The organism is Pseudomonas sp. BR20, assembly GCF_050780135.1.
GTDB lineage: Bacteria > Pseudomonadota > Gammaproteobacteria > Pseudomonadales > Pseudomonadaceae > Aquipseudomonas.
In genome coordinates, this window is sequence record NZ_CP172012.1 from 2,195,927 (window position 1) to 2,212,488 (window position 16,562).

The window sequence follows — 16,562 nt, forward strand, 5'->3', positions numbered from 1 at the left end:
TGCCATGCATTAGTGAACACTAATTGTGTGTATGCACCTTGCTAACGGCCGCCGGCGCATTAAGCTGAGCGCCGTTTTTGCCTATCGGAGTGCTCCATGTCCCGCCGCTTGCCGCTGATTCTGCTGCTTATTGCCCTGCCGTTATGGCTGGCTGCCAGTTATGGCGCACGTTATGGCTTTATGGAAGATGGCCAGTGGGTCGGCATCTGTGCCGACGAGGCCAGCCGCTGGGAATGCCAGGTGCGTTCGAACCTGGGCTTGATGATCCACTTCAAGGTGCTGGGCTGGGCCGCGCTGGTGACGGCGGTACTGGCATTTTTCGTACCGGGCCGTGCGGGATGGGGCTTGGCGGTGCTGGGGCTGGTGTTCGGGTTCCCGGCCCTGGCGTTGTACAACACCACGTTTGCGGTGTTTGCGGTAGTGATTGCGGGGTTGAGGTTGGTCAGGCAGCCGCGGGGCGCCTGATAAGGCCAATCGGGGGCAAGCCCCCTTCCACCTGAGAACGCATTCCAAAGGTGGGAGGGGGCTTGCCCCCGATGGCGCTCTTAAGCCTTGCGCACCCGCAAGCACCGCCACAAAGCCACAACCATCAACCCGCTGACCAGCGCCCAACCCCACGCCTGCTGGTTCAGCAGACCTTCACGGTACAATTGCGGCGCAATGCCGGCACCGATGATAAAGGTCAGCAGGGCGATCTCCCGGCGTGGCCCGGTCACCGGGCGAACCAGGTACACCAAGGCCGGCAGCAGCAGTGCTGCACTTGGGAAGCTGCGGTAGCGTGGGTCAAACACCAGTGCCAGCATCATCACTGCGCCGGCAAACCCGGTGATTGCCACCAGCCAGCCTGCGCGTTGTTCCAGCCAACTGAACGCCCGTTCGCGCCAGCCTTCCCGGGCACTCAGGGCCAGGGCTGCGTGGGCCAGCACCAGCAGGTTCAGCGCCACGAGTAAACCGGCCCATACCCACTCATCGTTGAAACGCGCAGTCACGCGGGTCAGTTCAGCCCAGGTACCGATGGAGCAGGCAGCCACCGCACCCAGCAGAGGCAAGGCCATCGCGGCACGAGTGCTGCGAACGCGACCACCGAGCACCAACGTGCCCAGCAGGATAATCCCGCCCACTCCCAGCCACAGCGGCCAGTACGGCACATTGGTCACCGGCCCGGCGAGGATGCCCTTGTCCTGGCGATCGGCATCGAACAGGCCCCAGTAACCGCCCACGGCGCCTTCACTGGCGCGCTTCCACGGTTGGTCGAACGCTTCGATCAGGTTGTAGTGCCAGCCATTGGCTTCGGCCATGGCCACGAAACCGCGCATGAACTTGGCTTCATTGACCCGGCTCGGCACTGCGGTTTCGCGCTGGCGACCTTCGCTGGGCCAGCCGGTCTCGCCGATCAATATGTCCTTGGGCGCGAATTTGTTGCCAAAAGTCTGGCGTACATCGCCCACATGCTTGAGGGCCTGGTCGATGCCGGAGGGGTCATCTTCCCAGTACGGCAGCAGGTGGATGGTCAGGAAGTCCACCGCCGGAGCGATTTCCGGGTGCTGCAGCCAGAACTCCCAGACGTCGGCATAGGTGACCGGCTGCTTGATCTGGCTTTTGACTTTATGGATCAGCGTCACCAGCTGTTTGGCGGTGACTTCCTTGCGCAGCAGGGCTTCGTTGCCGACGATCACCGAGGTGACCACATCGGGGTTGGCGTTGGCGGACGCGATCAGCTCGTCGATCTCCTTTTCGGTTGTCACTGGGTCACTGCTGACCCAGGCACCAGCCATCACCTTTAGGCCATGCTTGCGCGCCAGGTCCGGCAAGGCTTCCAGCCCGGTCATGGAGTAGGTGCGGATGCATTCGAAGCGGGTGGCCAGCAGTGCGAGGTCGGCGTCCATGCGCTCGGGGCGCAGTTTGAACGGTTGGTCGAAGGGCGATTGGTCCTTGTCGAACGGTGTGTACGACGCACATTGCAGCTTGTGACTGGCACTGGCCACATCGGGCAGCACCACCGGCCGGCCTAGGCCATACCAGTAACCAGTCAGGGCCAGCAGGCCGAGGATCAAAGCGAAGCAATAGGGCAGGGCAGGGAAGCGGGCAGTCGCGGGCATGGTCGGCTTATCTGGGGGAGCAAAGGCGCGCATCTTACCCGGATTTGCGCTATCCCAGTGGGGCTGCATAATTTTGACATGCAAAGTTCAGGCGGGAATGTGGGGTTAAGTCCTACAAAAAGTCCTACTGGCGATGTGATGTCGTTTCTTGCTTGCATGAGGTCGCTGACAGAGCAGGTCGAAGGCCCCGGCAGGTTGATGATCGACGTGTCAGCACTCCACTGATGTCGCAGCAGCCGGATCGATGCGCGTGAAGGGGGCGCGGCGCACCACATAACAACAGGTTGACGTCGCTCGACATCCGTCGGGCGCAGCACTTTCGGGGAAGTACGATGAAGATGCGACGACTCTTGGGCGCAGCTGCCACTCTGGTAGTTGCGATGAGCTCCACACTGGCCAGCGCCGACAGCAAAACTCTGAGCATCGGTTATGTAGATGGCTGGTCCGACAGCGTTGCCACCACGCACGTGGCGGCAGAGGTGATTAAGGCAAAGCTCGGTTATGACGTGAAACTGCAAGCGGTCGCCACCGGGATCATGTGGCAAGGCGTGGCCACCGGCAAGCTCGATGCCATGCTCTCCGCCTGGCTGCCCGTGACCCACGGCGAGTACTGGACCAAGAACAAGGACAAGGTGGTCGACTACGGCCCCAACTTCAAGGATGCGAAGATCGGCTTGATCGTGCCTGAGTACGTCAAGGCCAAGTCCATTGAAGACCTCAAGACCGATACCACCTTCAAGAACAAGATCGTCGGCATCGATGCCGGTTCAGGCGTGATGCTCAAGACCGACGAAGCCATCAAGCAGTACGGCCTCGACTATAAGCTGCAAGCCAGTTCGGGTGCGGCGATGATCGCCGAGCTGACCCGTGCCGAAGACAAACAGGAATCCATTGCGGTCACCGGCTGGGTGCCACACTGGATGTTCGCCAAGTGGAAACTGCGTTTCCTGGACGATCCAAAAGGGATTTATGGTGCTGCTGAAACCGTCAACAGCATCGGCAGCAAGGGCCTGGAGAAGAAAGCGCCGGAAGTCGCGGCCTTCCTGAAGAAATTCCAGTGGGCCTCCAAGGATGAGATCGGCGAAGTCATGCTCGCTATCCAGGAAGGTGCCAAGCCAGACGCGGCCGCGAAGGACTGGGTTGCCAAGCACCCTGAGCGCGTTGCCGAATGGATCGGTAAATAACCCCCCAATGCCTTGATACACCCCCTGTGGGAGGGGGCTTGCCCCCGATAGCGGAGTGTCAGTCGGCAATGATCTGACTGGCTCACCGCTACCGGGAGCAAGCCCTCTCCCACATTATTTTCGTCACCCGCAAATGTTTCTGCGCCCTCTCAATCCCTCGCTACACTCCGTCTACTACTAAGGTCGTCTGGAACCTGTTCCGTAGCCGCATACAGTGGATACGTTCCAATAATAAAAAAGCTGTGCTGCGAGGATAAAAACAATGAACGACAGCATTTACCTCTCGATTCAAAACAGCCCGCGTTTCAAGGAGCTGGTGAGAAAAAGGGAAAGGTTCGCCTGGATTCTCTCGGCGATCATGCTAGGGCTGTACTCCGGATTCATTCTGTTGATCGCCTACGGGCCACAAGTACTGGGGGCTAAACTCAGCCCCGGCTCATCCATCACCTGGGGCATCCCCATCGGGGTCGGGCTGATTGTCTCGGCCTTTGTCCTCACCGGCATCTATGTGCGACGCGCCAACGGCGAATTCGACGACCTGAACAATGCGATTCTCAAGGAGGCTGCGCAATGATCCGTCGTCTATTGGCTGTATTCGGCGCTTCGGTCTTCGCGCCCGCTGTTTGGGCGGCGGATGCATTGACCGGTGAAGTGCACAAACAACCGCTGAATATCGCAGCGATCCTGATGTTCGTGGCCTTTGTCGGCGCGACGTTGTGCATCACCTACTGGGCGTCCAAGCGCAACAAGTCGGCGGCCGACTACTATGCGGCCGGCGGCAAGATCACCGGTTTCCAGAATGGCCTGGCCATTGCCGGCGACTACATGTCGGCCGCGTCCTTCCTGGGTATTTCCGCACTGGTGTTCACCTCTGGCTACGACGGCCTGATCTACTCGATCGGCTTCCTGGTGGGCTGGCCGATCATTCTGTTCCTGATCGCCGAGCGCCTGCGTAACCTGGGCAAGTACACGTTTGCCGACGTGGCGTCCTATCGCCTCGGGCAAACCCAGATCCGCAGCCTGTCGGCCTGTGGTTCCCTGGTCGTGGTGGCGTTCTACCTGATCGCGCAAATGGTGGGTGCGGGCAAGCTGATCCAGCTGCTGTTCGGCCTCGACTACCATGTGGCGGTGATCCTGGTAGGGATCCTGATGTGCATGTACGTGCTGTTCGGCGGCATGCTGGCGACCACCTGGGTGCAGATCATCAAGGCGGTGCTGTTGCTGTCCGGTGCTTCGTTCATGGCGCTGATGGTGATGAAGCACGTCAACTTCGACTTCAACATGCTGTTCTCCGAGGCGATCAAGGTTCACCCTAAAGGTGAAGCGATCATGAGCCCCGGCGGCCTGGTGAAAGACCCGATCTCTGCGTTCTCCCTGGGCCTGGCACTGATGTTCGGTACCGCCGGCCTGCCGCACATCCTGATGCGCTTCTTCACTGTAAGCGACGCCAAGGAAGCGCGTAAGAGCGTGCTGTATGCCACTGGCTTCATCGGCTACTTCTATATCCTGACCTTTATTATCGGCTTCGGCGCGATCCTGCTGGTCAGTACCAACCCGGCGTTCAAGGATGCTGCAGGCGCCTTGCTCGGTGGTAACAACATGGCGGCGGTGCACCTGGCCAACGCGGTGGGCGGCAGTATCTTCCTGGGCTTCATCTCGGCTGTGGCCTTCGCCACCATCCTGGCAGTGGTTGCCGGTTTGACCCTGGCCGGTGCTTCGGCGGTGTCCCATGACCTGTACGCCAGCGTGATCAAGAAGGGCAAGGCCAACGAGAAGGATGAGATTCGCGTATCGAAGATCACCACCATCGCCCTGGCCGTGCTGGCGATTGGTCTGGGTATCCTGTTCGAAAGCCAGAACATCGCGTTCATGGTCGGCCTGGCGTTCTCGATTGCCGCCAGCTGTAACTTCCCGGTACTGCTGCTTTCCATGTACTGGAAAAACCTCACCACCCGTGGCGCGATGATTGGCGGCTGGCTGGGCCTGGTCAGTGCCGTTGGCCTGATGATCCTGGGTCCGACCATCTGGGTCTCGATCCTGCATCACGAAAAAGCCATCTTCCCGTACGAGTACCCGGCGCTGTTCTCGATGATCATCGCGTTCGTCGGCATCTGGTTCTTCTCCATCACCGACAAGTCGGCGGCGGCAGAGAAAGAACGTGCACTGTACTTCCCGCAGTTTGTGCGTTCGCAGACTGGCCTGGGGGCGAGTGGGGCGGTTAATCACTAAGGTTGTAGCTGGATAAGAAATGCCCCGGTCGAAAGGCCGGGGCATTTTTTTGTCTGGAGGTTATGAAGGTGCTTGTGCCAATGCCATCGGGGGCAACCCCCCTCTCCTACAGTTAACCGAGTACATCATTTGGAATGCAGTTCAATGTGGGGGGAGGGGCTTGCCCCCGATGGTGGTAGATCAGTCGACACAAATAAAAACGGCCTCCACTGAGGGAGGCCGTTTTCGGTGCTGCTAAAAGGTGCTTACTTGCGATCTTCCAGCTTGGTAATGTCACGCGACTCGTAGCCGGTGTACAACTGGCGCGGGCGGCCAATCTTGTACGGGCTGGAGAGCATTTCTTTCCAGTGGGAGATCCAGCCCACGGTCCGCGCCAGGGCGAAGATCACGGTGAACATGCTGGTTGGAATGCCGATCGCCTTGAGGATGATCCCCGAGTAGAAGTCGACGTTCGGGTACAGCGAGCGTTCGATGAAGTACGGGTCGGTCAGGGCGATCTCTTCCAGGCGCATGGCCAGTTCGAGTTGCGGATCGTTCTTGATGCCCAGTTCCTTCAACACTTCGTCGCAGGTCTGTTTCATGACGGTGGCGCGCGGGTCGCGGTTCTTGTAGACCCGGTGACCGAAGCCCATCAACTTGAACGGATCGTTCTTGTCCTTGGCCTTGGCGATGAACTTGTCGATGTTGGACACATCGCCGATTTCATCGAGCATGGTCAATACGGCTTCGTTCGCACCGCCGTGGGCAGGGCCCCACAGCGCGGCGATGCCGGCGGCGATACAGGCGAACGGGTTGGCACCCGAAGAGCCTGCCAGGCGCACGGTGGACGTCGAGGCGTTTTGCTCGTGGTCGGCGTGGAGGATGAAGATCCGGTCCATTGCCTTGGCCAGCACCGGGCTGATCGGTTTGATCTCGCACGGGGTGTTGAACATCATGTGCAGGAAGTTTTCCGCGTACGTCAGGTCGTTGCGCGGGTACATCATGGGTTGACCCATGGAGTACTTGTAAACCATTGCGGCCAGGGTCGGCATCTTGGCAACCAGGCGGATCGCGGAAATTTCGCGATGCTGCGGGTTATTGATGTCGAGAGAGTCGTGATAGAAGGCCGACAGGGCGCCGACCACGCCGCACATGACGGCCATCGGGTGGGCGTCGCGACGGAAGCCGTTGAAGAAGGTCTTCAACTGCTCGTGAACCATGGTGTGGTTCTTCACGGTGCTGACGAACTGGGCTTTTTGCTCGGCTGTTGGCAATTCGCCATTTAGCAGCAGGTAGCAGGTTTCCAGGTAGTCCGATTTTTCAGCCAGTTGCTCGATCGGGTAGCCCCGGTGCAGCAGGATGCCATTGTCGCCGTCGATATAGGTGATCTTCGACTCGCAAGAGGCGGTCGACATGAAACCTGGGTCGAAAGTGAAACGGCCCGTGGCCGTCAGGCCCCGTACGTCGATAACATCGGGACCAACGGTGCCGGTTAAAATGGGCAGCTCGACGGGGGCTGCGCCCTCGATGATCAACTGCGCTTTTTTGTCAGCCATGTGGCCTCCTATTTATGCTTCAAATCATCAGACAGACCCCCCACGCAGGGCCCGCACCACTATAGTGAGATAAATTCAGATGTCAATTTGCCTAAAGTCTTGCCCCAGAAGGCTTTAAGCCTACTTTTTCCTCGAAATTGCCTGCCGTTTACGCCTTTTATCTCGCCAGCGCAATCCGCTATTAGGGTGAGGAGCGCGCGTTGTCATTAGTAACCTAACTGTCTATACTCGGCCACCGACCGCCAAGGGCTTTTGGGCTTGCTTTCATTGGGGGTCGCACTCCCTGGGTGGTGCTTACCTGACCAGTGCACTCCCCAACAACTTTGCCCTGATTGTTAGGGGCTCTTCAGTGTGAAAAAAAGCCGTGAATAGCCAACGACCTGTAAACCTAGACCTAAGGACCATCAAACTCCCCATCACCGGCGTTACGTCGTTCCTGCACCGTGTTTCCGGCATCATCCTGTTCCTGGGCTTGGGCATCATGCTTTATGCATTGAGCAAATCCCTGGGTTCCGAGGAAGGATACGCCGAGGTGAAGGCATGCTTGACCAGCCCGCTGGCCAAGTTCGTAGCATGGGGCCTCCTGTCCGCTCTGCTTTATCACCTGGTAGCCGGTGTGCGCCACTTGATCATGGATATGGGCATCGGTGAGACGCTGGAAGGCGGCCGCCTGGGCTCGAAAATCATCATCGCCATTTCCGTGGTGCTGATCGTTCTGGCAGGAGTTTGGATATGGTAACCAGCGTTACGAACCTATCGCGTTCGGGCCTCTATGACTGGATGGCGCAGCGTGTGTCTGCGGTCGTTCTCGCGGCTTATTTCATTTTCCTGATCGGATACCTCGTCGCAAACCCGGGCATTGGCTACGAGCAATGGCACGGGCTGTTTTCCCACAATGCGATGCGAATCTTCAGCCTGCTGGCCCTTGTAGCCCTGGGCGCTCACGCCTGGGTCGGCATGTGGACCATCGCGACTGACTACCTGACGCCGATGGCGCTGGGCAAGTCCGCGACCGCAGTCCGTTTCCTCTTCCAGGCAGTATGCGGCGTCGCGATGTTCGCTTACTTCGTCTGGGGTGTGCAGATTCTTTGGGGTATCTGATTCATGGCTAACATTCCAACTATTTCATTCGACGCCATCATTATTGGTGGCGGCGGTGCTGGCATGCGCGCGGCGTTGCAGCTGGCCCAGGGCGGTCACAAGACTGCCGTGATCACCAAGGTGTTCCCGACGCGCTCCCACACCGTATCGGCCCAGGGTGGCATCACCTGCGCCATCGCGTCCGCCGACCCGAACGACGACTGGCGCTGGCACATGTACGATACCGTCAAGGGTTCCGACTATATCGGTGACCAGGACGCTATCGAATACATGTGTCAGGAAGGCCCGGCCGCGGTGTTCGAGCTGGACCACATGGGTCTGCCGTTCTCCCGTACCGAACAAGGTCGTATCTACCAGCGTCCATTCGGCGGCCAGTCGAAGGATTACGGTAAAGGCGGCCAGGCTGCCCGTACCTGCGCCGCGTCCGACCGTACCGGTCACGCGCTGCTGCACACGCTTTATCAGGGCAACCTGAAAGCCGGTACCACATTCCTGAACGAGTACTACGCGGTTGACCTGGTCAAGAACGCACAAGGCGAGTTCGTCGGTGTGATCGCCATCTGCATCGAAACCGGTGAAACCACCTACATCCGCGCCAAGGCTACTGTTCTGGCGACTGGCGGTGCAGGTCGTATCTACGCGTCGACCACCAATGCCCTGATCAACACCGGTGACGGCGTCGGCATGGCACTGCGTGCCGGCGTGCCGGTGCAAGACATCGAAATGTGGCAGTTCCACCCGACCGGCATCGCCGGCGCCGGTGTACTGGTGACCGAGGGTTGCCGTGGTGAAGGTGGTTACCTGATCAACAAGCACGGCGAGCGTTTCATGGAGCGTTATGCTCCGAACGCGAAAGACCTGGCGGGTCGTGACGTTGTTGCTCGTTCGATGGTTAAGGAAATCATCGCCGGTAACGGCTGTGGCCCGAATGGTGACCACGTACTGCTGAAGCTCGATCACCTGGGTGAAGAAGTGCTGCACAGCCGCCTGCCGGGTATCTGTGAACTGTCCAAGACCTTTGCCCACGTTGACCCAGTGGTTGCTCCGGTTCCGGTTGTTCCAACCTGCCACTACATGATGGGCGGTGTTCCGACCAACATTCATGGCCAGGCGATCACCCAGAACGCCGACGGCGTGGACGAGATCATCCACGGTCTGTTCGCAGTAGGCGAAGTGGCTTGTGTATCGGTACACGGTGCCAACCGTCTGGGCGGCAACTCGCTGCTCGACCTGGTGGTATTCGGCCGCGCAGCTGGCCTGCACCTGGAAAAAGCCCTGACCGACGGCATCGAATACGATGACGCCACCGACGCCAACATCGAGGCCGCTCTGGCGCGTCTGAACGCTCTGAACGAGCGGACTGATGGCGAAGACGTGGCAACCCTGCGTCGCGAACTGCAAAACTGCATGCAGAACTACTTCGGTGTATTCCGTACCGGCGAATACATGCAGAAGGGTATTGCCCAGCTGGCCGATCTGCGCAAGCGCATCGCCAACGTCAAGATCAACGATAAGAGCCAGGCGTTCAACACCGCTCGTATCGAAGCCCTTGAGCTGCAAAACCTGCTGGAAGTGGCTGAAGCGACTGCGATCGCCGCCGAGGTTCGTAAAGAATCCCGTGGTGCCCACGCTCGTGAAGACTTTGAAGATCGCGATGACGAAAACTGGTTGTGCCACACCCTGTACTTCCCGGGTGACAAGCGCGTAACCAAGCGTGCTGTGAACTTCTCGCCGAAGACGGTTCCGACGTTTGAACCGAAAATTCGGACTTACTAAGGGTGGCTGCCATGTTGAAAGTCAGTGTTTATCGCTACAACCCTGATCAGGACGCTGCGCCGTTCATGCAGGAGTTCCAGGTCGATACCGGTGGTAAAGACCTGATGGTGCTGGATGTATTGGCACTGATCAAAGAGCAGGACGAGGGTTTCTCCTATCGTCGCTCTTGCCGTGAAGGTGTTTGCGGTTCCGACGGCATGAACATCAACGGCAAAAACGGCCTGGCGTGCATCACGCCGCTGTCTGCTGTTGTTAAAGGCAACAAGCTGATCGTTCGTCCTCTGCCAGGTTTGCCGGTTATCCGTGACCTGGTCGTCGATATGAGCATCTTCTACAAGCAATACGAGAAAGTTAAGCCGTTCCTGCAGAACGATACGCCGGCTCCGGCCATCGAGCGTCTGCAGTCCCCTGAAGAGCGTGAAAAGCTCGACGGTCTGTACGAGTGCATCCTGTGCGCCTGCTGCTCGACCTCTTGCCCGTCCTTCTGGTGGAACCCGGACAAGTTCCTGGGTCCAGCTGCCCTGCTGCAAGCGTACCGCTTCCTGGCAGACAGCCGTGATACCAAGACGTCCGAGCGCCTGGCTTCGCTGGATGACCCGTTCAGCGTATTCCGCTGCCGCGGGATCATGAACTGCGTCAACGTATGTCCCAAAGGCCTGAACCCGACTAAGGCCATTGGTCACATCCGTAACATGCTGCTGCAGAGTGGCGTGTAACTGACGTTGTAACAAGGCAGGACCGTTGTGCCCGTAAATGCTGCGGCGCAGGCTTCAACCGGCGCCGTAGTTTTAACTTGAGCAGCGACTTACAAAGCCGCGGCTCTTATTTTGAAGAAATGAGACAAGCAGGGGCATTCGGGTTGGTACCCGAACTATCAGCGTGATCCTAAGTGGCTTGTTTTGGTCGCTGCACTTGGCCTTTTGCAAGCAAACTCGGTGTTTTCGCCGGTGGTGTCCCCAAATCGAGGGTGACCAAGCATGCAAGAAAGCGTGATGCAGCGCATGTGGAACAGCGGCTATCTTTCAGGTGGTAACGCTGCCTATGTGGAAGAGCTTTATGAGCTCTACCTGCACGACCCTAACGCTGTGCCAGAAGAATGGCGCACCAAATTTCAGACGTTGTCTTCAGACGGCAACGCTGCCACCGATGTATCGCACGCAACAATTCGCGATCAGTTCGTGCTGCTGGCAAAGAACCAGCGCCGCGCCCAGCCGGTTTCCGCCGGAAGCGTGAGCAGTGAGCACGAGAAGAAGCAAGTTGAAGTACTGCGACTGATCCAGGCCTACCGGATGCGTGGCCACCAGGCGGCCCAGCTTGACCCGCTGGGGCTCTGGCAGCGTCCTGCACCTGCAGACCTGTCGATCAATCATTACGGCTTGACCAATGCCGATCTTGATACGACCTTCCGTGCCGGCGACCTGTTCATCGGCAAAGAGGAAGCGAGCCTACGCGAAATTCACGAAGCGTTGCAGCAGACATATTGCCGCACCATCGGCGCTGAGTTCACGCACATCACCGATTCCGAGCAACGCCACTGGTTCCAGCATCGCCTGGAAGGCGTACGCGGCCGCCCGGTATTGTCCGCCGACGTGCGCAGCCACCTGCTTGAGCGCGTGACCGCAGCCGAAGGCCTGGAAAAATACCTGGGTACCAAATACCCGGGCACCAAGCGTTTCGGCCTGGAAGGCGGCGAGAGCCTGATCCCGATGCTCGACGAGCTGATCCAGCGTTCCGGCTCCTACGGCACCAAGGAAATCGTGATCGGCATGGCCCACCGTGGTCGCCTGAACGTGTTGGTCAACACCTTCGGCAAGAACCCGCGTGAGCTGTTCGACGAGTTCGAAGGCAAGAAGAAGGTCGAGCTGGGTTCCGGTGACGTTAAATACCACCAGGGCTTCTCGTCCAACGTGATGACCACCGGCGGTGAAGTTCACCTGGCCATGGCCTTCAACCCATCCCACCTGGAAATCGTTTCTCCAGTGGTCGAGGGTTCGGTCCGTGCTCGCCAGGATCGTCGTAACGACACCACCGGTGAAAAGGTCCTGCCGATTTCCATCCACGGTGACGCGGCATTCGCCGGTCAAGGCGTGGTCCTGGAAACGTTCCAGATGTCGCAGACCCGCGGCTTCAAGACCGGCGGTACTGTTCACATCGTCATCAACAACCAGGTGGGTTTCACCATCAGCAACCCGTTGGACGCGCGTTCCACCGAGTACGCCACCGACGTTGCCAAGATGATCCAGGCGCCGATCCTCCATGTGAATGGCGATGATCCGGAAGCCGTACTGTTCGTGACCCAACTGGCTGTCGACTACCGCATGCAGTTCAAGCGTGACGTGGTGATCGACCTGGTTTGCTACCGCCGTCGCGGTCACAACGAAGCCGACGAACCAAGCGGCACCCAGCCGTTGATGTATCAGCAGATCACCAAGCAGCGCACCACTCGTGAGCTGTATGCCGAAAGCCTGACCAAGGCCGGTATATTGGATGACGCGCGTGTTCAGGCGAAAATCGATGAATACCGCAATGCGCTGGACAATGGCCTGCATGTCGTAAAAAGCCTGGTCAAAGAGCCGAACAAAGAGCTGTTCGTGGATTGGCGTCCGTACCTGGGTCACACCTGGACCGCGCGTCACGACACCTCGTTCGACCTCAAGACCCTGCAGGAACTGTCCGCCAAGCTGCTGGAAATTCCGGAAGGCTTCGTGGTGCAGCGCCAGGTTGCGAAGATCTACGAAGACCGTCAGAAGATGCAAGCCGGCGGCCTGCCGATCAACTGGGGTTATGCCGAAACCATGGCGTACGCGACCCTGGCGTTCGAAGGTCACCCGATCCGCATGACCGGCCAGGACATCGGCCGTGGTACGTTCTCGCACCGTCACGCGGTATTGCACAACCAGAAAGACGCGGGCACCTACATCCCGTTGCAGAACCTGTACGAAGGCCAGCCGCGTTTCGACCTGTACGATTCGTTCCTGTCCGAAGAAGCCGTACTGGCGTTCGAATACGGTTACTCGACCACCACGCCGCAGGCGCTGGTGATCTGGGAAGCCCAGTTCGGCGACTTCGCCAACGGTGCCCAGGTGGTGATCGACCAGTTCATCACCAGCGGCGAGCACAAGTGGGGCCGCCTGTGCGGTCTGACCATGCTGCTGCCACACGGTTATGAAGGTCAGGGGCCGGAGCACTCCTCGGCCCGTCTGGAGCGTTACCTGCAGCTGTGCGCCGAGCACAACATCCAGGTGTGCGTGCCGACCACCCCGGCTCAGATCTACCACTTGCTGCGTCGCCAGGTGATCCGCCCGCTGCGCAAGCCGCTGGTAGTGCTGACCCCGAAATCGCTGCTGCGTCACAAATTGGCCATCTCGACCCTGGAAGATCTGGCGGACGGTTCGTTCCAGACCGTGATTCCAGAAATCGATACGTTGGACGCGGCCAAGGTCACTCGCCTGATCCTGTGCAGCGGCAAGGTCTACTACGACCTGCTGGAAAAACGCCGTGCCGAAGGCCGCGAAGACATCGCCATCGTGCGTATCGAGCAGCTTTACCCGTTCCCGGAAGATGACCTCATGGAGATCATCGCGCCTTACACCAACCTCACGAATGTGGTGTGGTGTCAGGAAGAACCGATGAACCAGGGCGCTTGGTACAGCAGCCAGCATCACCTGCGTCGCAGCATCGGTAACCACAACAAGGCCCTGGGCCTGGAGTACGCCGGCCGTGATGCTTCCGCTGCACCTGCGTGTGGTTATGCGTCGATGCACGCCGAGCAGCAGGAAAAACTGCTGCAAGATGCTTTCACTGTTTAACGCCTTCGCGCTGACTGAAACCGAATTTTAAGGACCCACAGATAATGGCTATCGAAATCAAAGCCCCGTCATTCCCGGAATCGGTTGCCGATGGCACCGTTGCCACCTGGCACAAGAAACCAGGTGAGGCCGTCAAGCGTGACGACCTGATCGTCGACATCGAGACCGACAAAGTCGTGCTGGAAGTGTTGGCCGAAGCTGACGGCGTGCTGGGCGCAATCGTTGCCGAAGAAGGCGCTACCGTTCTGTCGAACCAGGTGCTGGGCTCGATCGAAGAGGGCAGCGCTGCCGCTGCCCCTGCTGCCGCTGCTGCACCGGCCGCTGCTTCGGCGCCTGCTGCCGCTCCGGCTGCGGGTGGCGAAGATCCAATCGCTGCACCGGCTGCGCGTCAGCTGGCTGAAGAAAACGGCATCAACCTGGCTTCCATCAAAGGCACTGGCAAAGACGGCCGTGTGACCAAGGAAGACGTGGTTGCCGCGGTTGAAGCGAAGAAAAACGCTCCGGCTGCCGCGCCTGCCAAGGCTGCTGCACCGGCTGCCGCCGCGCCTGTGTTCGCTGCCGGCGACCGCACCGAGAAGCGTGTACCGATGACCCGTGTTCGCGCCACCGTGGCCAAGCGTCTGGTTGAAGCACAGTCGAACATGGCGATGCTGACCACGTTCAACGAAGTCGACATGACCGAAGTCATGGCCCTGCGTTCGAAGTACAAGGATCTGTTCGAGAAGTCCCACAACGGCGTGCGCCTGGGCTTCATGTCGTTCTTCGTGAAAGCGGCCACCGAAGCGCTGAAACGCTTCCCGGCAGTCAACGCTTCCATCGACGGCGGCGACATCGTTTACCACGGCTATGCAGACGTCGGCGTTGCCGTGTCCAGCGACCGTGGCCTGGTGGTTCCGGTCCTGCGTAACGCCGAGCTGATGAGCCTGGCCGAAATCGAAGGCGGCATCGCCGGCTTCGGCAAGAAAGCCCGTGACGGCAAGCTGACCATCGACGAGATGACCGGTGGTACCTTCACCATCACCAACGGTGGTACCTTCGGTTCGATGATGTCGACGCCGATCGTTAACCCGCCACAAGCTGCAATCCTGGGCATGCACAACATCATCCAGCGTCCGATGGCCATCAACGGCCAAGTCGTGATCCGCCCAATGATGTACCTGGCGCTGTCTTACGATCACCGTCTGATCGATGGTAAAGAAGCCGTGACTTTCCTGGTGACCATCAAGAACCTGCTGGAAGACCCGGCTCGTCTGCTGCTGGATATCTGATAGAAGCAGCTGCAGGCCTCAAGTGACAGATTGCCGGATAAGGCAGTTGGGCTTGGGGCTTGCGGCTTGAAAGCTTGCTGCTAAATAGAGGAACTATTTTCATGTCGCAGAAATTTGACGTTGTAGTGATTGGTGCGGGTCCTGGCGGCTACGTTGCCGCCATCAAGGCCGCACAACTGGGCCTCTCGACTGCTTGCATCGAAAAATACACCGACAAGGAAGGCAAACTGGCACTGGGCGGTACTTGCCTGAACGTTGGTTGCATTCCTTCCAAGGCGCTGCTGGACAGCTCCTGGAAATTCCACGAAGCCCAAGACGGCTTCGCGATCCACGGTATCAACCATGCTGGCGTGACCATGGACGTGCCAGCAATGGTCGGCCGTAAAGCCAACATCGTTAAAGGCCTGACTTCCGGCGTTGCGACCTTGTTCAAGGCCAACGGCGTAACTTCCCTGCAAGGCCACGGCAAACTGCTGGCCGGCAAGAAAGTTGAAATCACCAAGCCGGACGGTTCGGTAGAAATCATCGAAGCCGAGAACGTGATCCTGGCTCCAGGCTCGCGTCCAATCGACATTCCACCGGCTCCTGTCGACCAGAACGTGATCGTTGATTCGACCGGCGCCCTGGAATTCCAGGCTGTGCCTAAGCGCCTGGGCGTGATCGGCGCTGGCGTGATCGGCCTGGAACTGGGTTCGGTCTGGTCCCGCCTGGGTTCCGAAGTGACCGTGCTGGAAGCCTTGGACACGTTCCTGCTGGCTGCTGACACTGCAGTGTCGAAGGAAGCGCTGAAAACCCTGACCAAACAAGGTCTGGACATCAAGCTGGGCGCTCGCGTGACCGGCTCTAAGGTTAACGGCGAAGAAGTCGTTGTGACCTACACCGACAAGGATGGCGAACAGACCATCACTTTCGACAAGCTGATCGTAGCCGTAGGTCGCCGCCCAGTGACCACCGACCTGCTGGCTTCCGACAGCGGCGTGAACATCGACGAGCGTGGCTTCATCCACGTTGACGATCACTGCGCTACCACCGTTCCTGGCGTCTACGCCATTGGCGACGTGGTTCGCGGCATGATGCTCGCGCACAAGGCTTCCGAAGAAGGCATCATGGTTGTCGAGCGCATCAAGGGTCACAAAACCCAGATGAACTACGACCTGATCCCGTCGGTTATCTACACCCACCCGGAAATTGCATGGGTCGGCAAGAACGAACAGCAGTTGAAAGCTGAAGGCGTTGAAGTTAACGTCGGCACCTTTCCGTTTGCCGCTTCTGGCCGTGCCATGGCAGCCAACGACACCGGTGGTTTTGTCAAAGTCATCGCTGATGCCAAGACTGACCGCGTATTGGGCGTCCACGTGATTGGCCCAGGCGCAGCAGAACTGGTTCAGCAGGGCGCGATCGGTATGGAATTCGGCACCAGTGCCGAGGACATCGGCATGATGGTCTTCTCCCATCCGACCCTGTCCGAAGCGCTGCACGAAGCCGCGTTGGCAGTGAATGGCCATGCCATCCACATCGCCAACAAGAAGAAGCGCTAAGCGAGATAATAAGAAACCACGGC

General features: G+C 59.0%; 13 protein-coding genes. 11 read left to right on the forward strand and 2 right to left on the reverse strand.

Annotated features, from left to right (window positions below):
- Positions 1 to 96: 96 nt before the first annotated feature.
- On the forward strand, positions 97 to 465 hold the full coding sequence (locus ACHPFG_RS10035; protein ID WP_145338021.1) for a hypothetical protein: 369 nt from the start codon (positions 97 to 99) through the stop codon (positions 463 to 465).
- Positions 466 to 545: 80 nt separating this feature from the next.
- Here the strand turns inward: ACHPFG_RS10035 and ACHPFG_RS10040 are convergent, their stop codons facing one another.
- Positions 546 to 2,099 carry a glycosyl hydrolase family 17 protein gene (locus ACHPFG_RS10040; RefSeq protein WP_431702271.1) on the reverse strand — a complete coding sequence of 518 codons (1,554 nt, stop codon included), beginning with the start codon at positions 2,097 to 2,099 and terminating at the stop codon, positions 546 to 548.
- Between the two features lie 332 nt (positions 2,100 to 2,431).
- Between ACHPFG_RS10040 and ACHPFG_RS10045 the strand changes: the two genes are divergently transcribed.
- The 3 genes from ACHPFG_RS10045 (at position 2,432) to ACHPFG_RS10055 (ending at position 5,512) form a co-directional block, all read left to right on the forward strand.
- Entirely contained in the window at positions 2,432 to 3,283 is an 852-nt protein-coding gene (locus ACHPFG_RS10045; RefSeq protein ID WP_131699467.1) for a glycine betaine ABC transporter substrate-binding protein, read from the forward strand.
- A 262-nt stretch (positions 3,284 to 3,545) separates the two neighbouring features.
- A complete protein-coding gene (locus ACHPFG_RS10050) occupies positions 3,546 to 3,857 on the forward strand; it encodes a DUF485 domain-containing protein (protein ID WP_027607054.1) in 312 nt (103 codons plus the stop codon).
- Positions 3,854 to 5,512, forward strand: coding sequence for a cation acetate symporter (locus tag ACHPFG_RS10055; RefSeq protein ID WP_090407113.1), 1,659 nt, complete (start codon positions 3,854 to 3,856; stop codon positions 5,510 to 5,512). The genes ACHPFG_RS10050 and ACHPFG_RS10055 overlap by 4 nt, the downstream gene beginning before the upstream one ends.
- 245 nt (positions 5,513 to 5,757) lie before the next feature.
- On the opposite strand, the gene gltA is transcribed toward ACHPFG_RS10055, so the two are convergent.
- A complete protein-coding gene (gltA, locus tag ACHPFG_RS10060; RefSeq protein ID WP_003172803.1) occupies positions 5,758 to 7,047 on the reverse strand; it encodes a citrate synthase in 1,290 nt (429 codons plus the stop codon).
- 364 nt (positions 7,048 to 7,411) lie between these two features.
- Between gltA and sdhC the strand changes: the two genes are divergently transcribed.
- The 7 genes from sdhC (at position 7,412) to lpdA (ending at position 16,539) form a co-directional block, all read left to right on the forward strand.
- Positions 7,412 to 7,786: a succinate dehydrogenase, cytochrome b556 subunit gene (gene sdhC, locus ACHPFG_RS10065; RefSeq protein WP_003172804.1), complete on the forward strand. Its 375-nt coding sequence runs from the start codon at positions 7,412 to 7,414 to the stop codon at positions 7,784 to 7,786.
- The gene (gene sdhD, locus ACHPFG_RS10070) at positions 7,780 to 8,148 is read left to right on the forward strand and encodes a succinate dehydrogenase, hydrophobic membrane anchor protein (RefSeq protein WP_003172805.1); all 369 of its coding nucleotides are present in this window, start codon (positions 7,780 to 7,782) and stop codon (positions 8,146 to 8,148) included. Before sdhC ends, sdhD begins: the two co-directional genes overlap by 7 nt.
- 3 nt (positions 8,149 to 8,151) lie before the next feature.
- Entirely contained in the window at positions 8,152 to 9,924 is a 1,773-nt protein-coding gene (sdhA, locus tag ACHPFG_RS10075) for a succinate dehydrogenase flavoprotein subunit (protein ID WP_053130512.1), read from the forward strand.
- An 11-nt stretch (positions 9,925 to 9,935) separates the two neighbouring features.
- Positions 9,936 to 10,640: a succinate dehydrogenase iron-sulfur subunit gene (locus ACHPFG_RS10080; protein WP_003172807.1), complete on the forward strand. Its 705-nt coding sequence runs from the start codon at positions 9,936 to 9,938 to the stop codon at positions 10,638 to 10,640.
- Between the two features lie 261 nt (positions 10,641 to 10,901).
- Positions 10,902 to 13,733: a 2-oxoglutarate dehydrogenase E1 component gene (locus tag ACHPFG_RS10085; RefSeq protein WP_431702272.1), complete on the forward strand. Its 2,832-nt coding sequence runs from the start codon at positions 10,902 to 10,904 to the stop codon at positions 13,731 to 13,733.
- A gap of 44 nt (positions 13,734 to 13,777) precedes the next feature.
- A complete protein-coding gene (gene odhB / locus ACHPFG_RS10090) occupies positions 13,778 to 15,001 on the forward strand; it encodes a 2-oxoglutarate dehydrogenase complex dihydrolipoyllysine-residue succinyltransferase (protein ID WP_065924489.1) in 1,224 nt (407 codons plus the stop codon).
- A 101-nt stretch (positions 15,002 to 15,102) separates the two neighbouring features.
- The gene (gene lpdA, locus ACHPFG_RS10095; protein ID WP_065924490.1) at positions 15,103 to 16,539 is read left to right on the forward strand and encodes a dihydrolipoyl dehydrogenase; all 1,437 of its coding nucleotides are present in this window, start codon (positions 15,103 to 15,105) and stop codon (positions 16,537 to 16,539) included.
- Positions 16,540 to 16,562 lie beyond the last annotated feature (23 nt).